General features: G+C 67.7%; 6 protein-coding genes. 2 read left to right on the forward strand and 4 right to left on the reverse strand.

Annotated elements, in window-relative coordinates:
- Together ABZX92_RS45475 and ABZX92_RS45480 are read left to right on the forward strand one after the other, a co-directional pair.
- Positions 1-255 (forward strand): hypothetical protein (locus ABZX92_RS45475; protein WP_355572334.1); only part of this gene is annotated, 255 nt, incomplete at its 5' end.
- A gap of 91 nt (positions 256-346) precedes the next feature.
- A complete protein-coding gene (locus ABZX92_RS45480) occupies positions 347-892 on the forward strand; it encodes a hypothetical protein (protein WP_355572336.1) in 546 nt (181 codons plus the stop codon).
- Here ABZX92_RS45480 and ABZX92_RS45485 read toward each other — a convergent pair.
- From ABZX92_RS45485 to ABZX92_RS45500, 4 genes are all read right to left on the reverse strand, one after another.
- Positions 842-1687 carry an alpha/beta hydrolase gene (locus ABZX92_RS45485; RefSeq protein WP_355572338.1) on the reverse strand — a complete coding sequence of 282 codons (846 nt, stop codon included), beginning with the start codon at positions 1685-1687 and terminating at the stop codon, positions 842-844. The genes ABZX92_RS45480 and ABZX92_RS45485 overlap by 51 nt on opposite strands.
- A complete protein-coding gene (locus ABZX92_RS45490) occupies positions 1687-2253 on the reverse strand; it encodes a GNAT family N-acetyltransferase (RefSeq protein ID WP_355572340.1) in 567 nt (188 codons plus the stop codon). Before ABZX92_RS45490 ends, ABZX92_RS45485 begins: the two co-directional genes overlap by 1 nt.
- A 10-nt stretch (positions 2254-2263) precedes the next feature.
- The gene (locus ABZX92_RS45495) at positions 2264-2620 is read right to left on the reverse strand and encodes a VOC family protein (protein WP_355572342.1); all 357 of its coding nucleotides are present in this window, start codon (positions 2618-2620) and stop codon (positions 2264-2266) included.
- A 10-nt stretch (positions 2621-2630) separates the two neighbouring features.
- Positions 2631-3529: RNA polymerase subunit sigma-70 (locus ABZX92_RS45500; RefSeq protein WP_355572344.1), on the reverse strand; the 899-nt coding region annotated here is incomplete at its 5' end.

The raw sequence follows: 3529 nt of genomic DNA on the forward strand, positions 1-3529 counted from the left end.
GTCGACGATGCGCTGTTCCTTGGAGTTCGCGACGAGGTGGTCGACCAGCACGCCTTTGTCCGACAACGCAACTCGCACCTGGTGACCACCTACGCAACGCGCGGCAATCGCACGCACCCGGACCCGGCCCCGCGACCATCTACGCAAGCCGACCCGACAATTCCGGTCCGGCGCACGCCCGACGAAGGAGGGCATGTGCCGGGTCGCCGCAGGCGCGCCCGAAACCGCGTGCGCAATCTGACGTACGCAATCTGACGTACGCGAGATCAGAACGTGAGCGGATGATGCCGGCCCTCGTCGTCGCGAGAGTAAGACGCGACACCACGAGACGAAGGAGCGCCCACCGATGACTACCACCCGCAAGCTCAGTGGCCGCGCCCGCAAGGCCGTGCTGCTCGTGCACGTCCTGTCGGCGGCGGCGTGGCTCGGCATCGACCTCGCGCTGGGAATCTGCGCCGTCGTCGCGGTCAACACATCAGACGTGAACACGGCGGGCGTCGCCATCCAGGCCATCGACGTCTTCGCGATCTGGCCGATGTTCGGGGCGAGCATCGTCTGCATGATCTCCGGCGTGGTCCTGGGCGTCGGCAGCAAGTACGGCCTCGTCAAGTACTGGTGGGTGGCCATCAAGCTGTTCATGAACATCGGCATGTCGCTGCTCATCGCCTTCTTGCTGCGCCCTGGTGTGGCCGAGGCCGCACAGGTCGGGAGGCGCATGCTCGCGGGCGACACCACCGCGGTCATCCCGTCCGGCATCATGCACCCGGTCGTCGTCGCGCCGACGCTGCTGCTGTTCGCCTACATCCTGTCCGTGTTCAAGCCGTGGGGCCGCGTCCGCAAGTCACCGCAGCCAGTCAAGCGCGAGCGCCGCGACCTCGTCGGGGCGGTCTAGCTGCAGGAAGTGCCCGGCGCCCGCCACGATCTCGACCCGCGACCGCTGGGCGAGACCGTCGGCGGCGCCGGCGTAGTTGTCGGGCGTGATGCAGCCGTCCTGAGCACCCGCGAGCACCAGCATCGGGACGGACGCCGGCTTCTCGGACGCCTGAGCCAGCGACGCGAGCTCCGGATCGTGCAGCGAACGGTCGAAGTTGGCGCGGTACAGCTTCAAAGCATTGGCCCGCAACGCAGGATCCGAGTACATGTCGTGGACGTACTGCGGAACTTCGAGACCGGGCGACCACGTGCTCCACAGGTAGTCGATCAACGTGGAGTTCAGCAGGCGCTCCGCCACTCCGGGAACCTGGAACATGAACAGGTAGAAGAACCGTTGCTGCTGCGCGGGATCGTCGAAGATCGTGCGCAACGCGGCCGGCGGCGGCACCGACATCGTGATCACCCGCCGCACCCGCTCCGGCCACACAGCCGCGAGCCGTCCCGCGACTCCGGCACCGATGTCGTGCCCGATCACGTCGAGCGGCTCATCCGAAAGCGCCTCGTTCACCGCGGCAGCGTCGGCGGCCAGCGTCAGCCCGTCCGCGAACCGCAGCTCGTCGTACGTCGACGGGTGATGCCCGCGCAGGAACGGCACGACGACCCGCCTCCCCGCCGCCACCAGGTGGGAAGCGAGCGGCCCGAACGACAGCGGGTGGTCCGGAAACCCGTGCCAGCACACCACAACAGGTCCCTCGCCCGCAGTCAACGCGGGGAAGTCCAGCCGGGCAGTCGGGATGACGATCTCCTCGAACATCAGAAGTCCACCCGCATCACGAACCGCCGCTTCGTGGGGTGCGTGACCTGCACGAACCCCGCCTCCTCGAACACCTGCCGCGCCCCGACGTGCATCTCGCCCCAAGTCACGTTCTGCCCCGGCGCCGCGATCATCGGATAAGCCTCGACCGCCCGCGCACCGTTCGAACGCGCATGCTCAACCGAAGCCGCCGCCAGCTCGTACGTGAGCCCTTGCCGACGAAACCCCTTGCGCACCACGAAACACGTCACAGCCCACACGTCGGGGTCGTCCTTGTCCTCGTCACGCCCCTTCCACGGAATGGGCATGCCGAGCAACTTCGCATAGGAACACCGCGGCTCGACCGCCACCCACCCAGCGGGCTGATCGTCCACATAGGCCACCAGCCCACTGCCGCGAGCCGCCTGCGATTCGTGCGCCGCAACCCGTTCAGCCAGCGTCGAGTCGCGCCAGATCCAGCCCTTGACCTTGTACCGCTGGCAGTGGCACTTGCCGGGCTCGGACCCGTCGAAGATCGCCTCGACGTCCTCCCACGGCACCTCGTCCGACGACACGATCCGGATCACGAGACCAAGCCTAAAGGGACTGCGTCAGGTTCACGGGGTTTCCGTCGGGATCGAACACGTGCGCAACCCGCTGTCCCCAAGGCATGTCGTTGGACGGCCCCTGCACCCGGCCTCCCGCCGCCTCGACCAGCGGCAGCAACGCGTCGACATCGGCCACGTCGATGCTGAGCACCATCCGCGGCGGCAAAGACACGTCGGCCTTCTCCTCGGCGACGAGCCCGAGCTCGGCGTCGCCGACCTTCAGGGTCTTGTAGAACACCGGCCCGTCCTCCGGGTACCGGGCCACCTCCACAGCGCCGAGAACCTGCTCGTAGAACGCCTGCACGGACTCCAGGCTCGGAGTGATGATGATGGGCTGGATCGTCATGGAAGCCTCCTCAGTCCACCGGTGTACGGGCCGGAGCGCCAGAACTCATCGGTGAACCGAACAGCGGCAGCAGTTCCGGAACGTTGAGGAACGTCGTCGATCCCGTCACCAAACCACCCCGCACGTCCACGAACACCAGCCCGAACGGCCGATCCATCCCCGGCCGCATCTGCCAGTAGGCAGGCGAGGCGTTGGCCCGCACCGGCACCAGCCAGGCCCCCTTGCACGCAGATTCGGGATTGCTCAACGCCGCCGCCACCGCAGGACGCCCGCGCAGCCACCAGCTGAACGGCGGCATCGAGATCGTGGCGTCCTCGTGCAGCAACGCCACCAGCGTCTGCACGTCATGCCGCTCGAAAGCCTCGCAGTACCGGCTGAGCAACGCCTTCTGCACCGGGTCGGAGGCGTTCAACGGCTCGCCGGGATCCACCGCCGACAACGTGGCACGAGCCCGCTGCAGAGCCGAGTTGGCCGAAGCCACCGAGATCGACAAAAGCGCGGCAACCTCAGCAGCCTGCCACGCCAGCACATCACGCAAGATCAGCACGACCCGCTGCCGAGCGGGCAGGTGCTGCAAAGCCGCCACGAACGCCAGCCGCACGGTCTCCCGCCGAATCGCCTGGTCCTCGGGCAACACGAGAGCATCCGGCACCGGCTGCACGAACACCCGCTCGTGCAACGGCGCCCCGATCTCCCCGCCGGAAGGCCCCAGGTCCACCGCCAACGCCCGGCGTTGCGAAGACCGCAACATGTCGATGCAGATGTTGGTGGCGATCCGGTACAGCCAGGTCCGCAACGACCCGCGCGACGAGTCGAAGCTGGAGTACGCCTTCCACGCGCGCACGAGCGTTTCCTGCACGGCGTCCTCGGCCTCGAAGCCGGACCCGAGCATGCGGTAGCAGTAGCCGG

Origin of the sequence: Lentzea sp. NPDC006480 (genome assembly GCF_040611995.1) — a bacterium.
GTDB lineage: Bacteria > Actinomycetota > Actinomycetes > Mycobacteriales > Pseudonocardiaceae > Lentzea.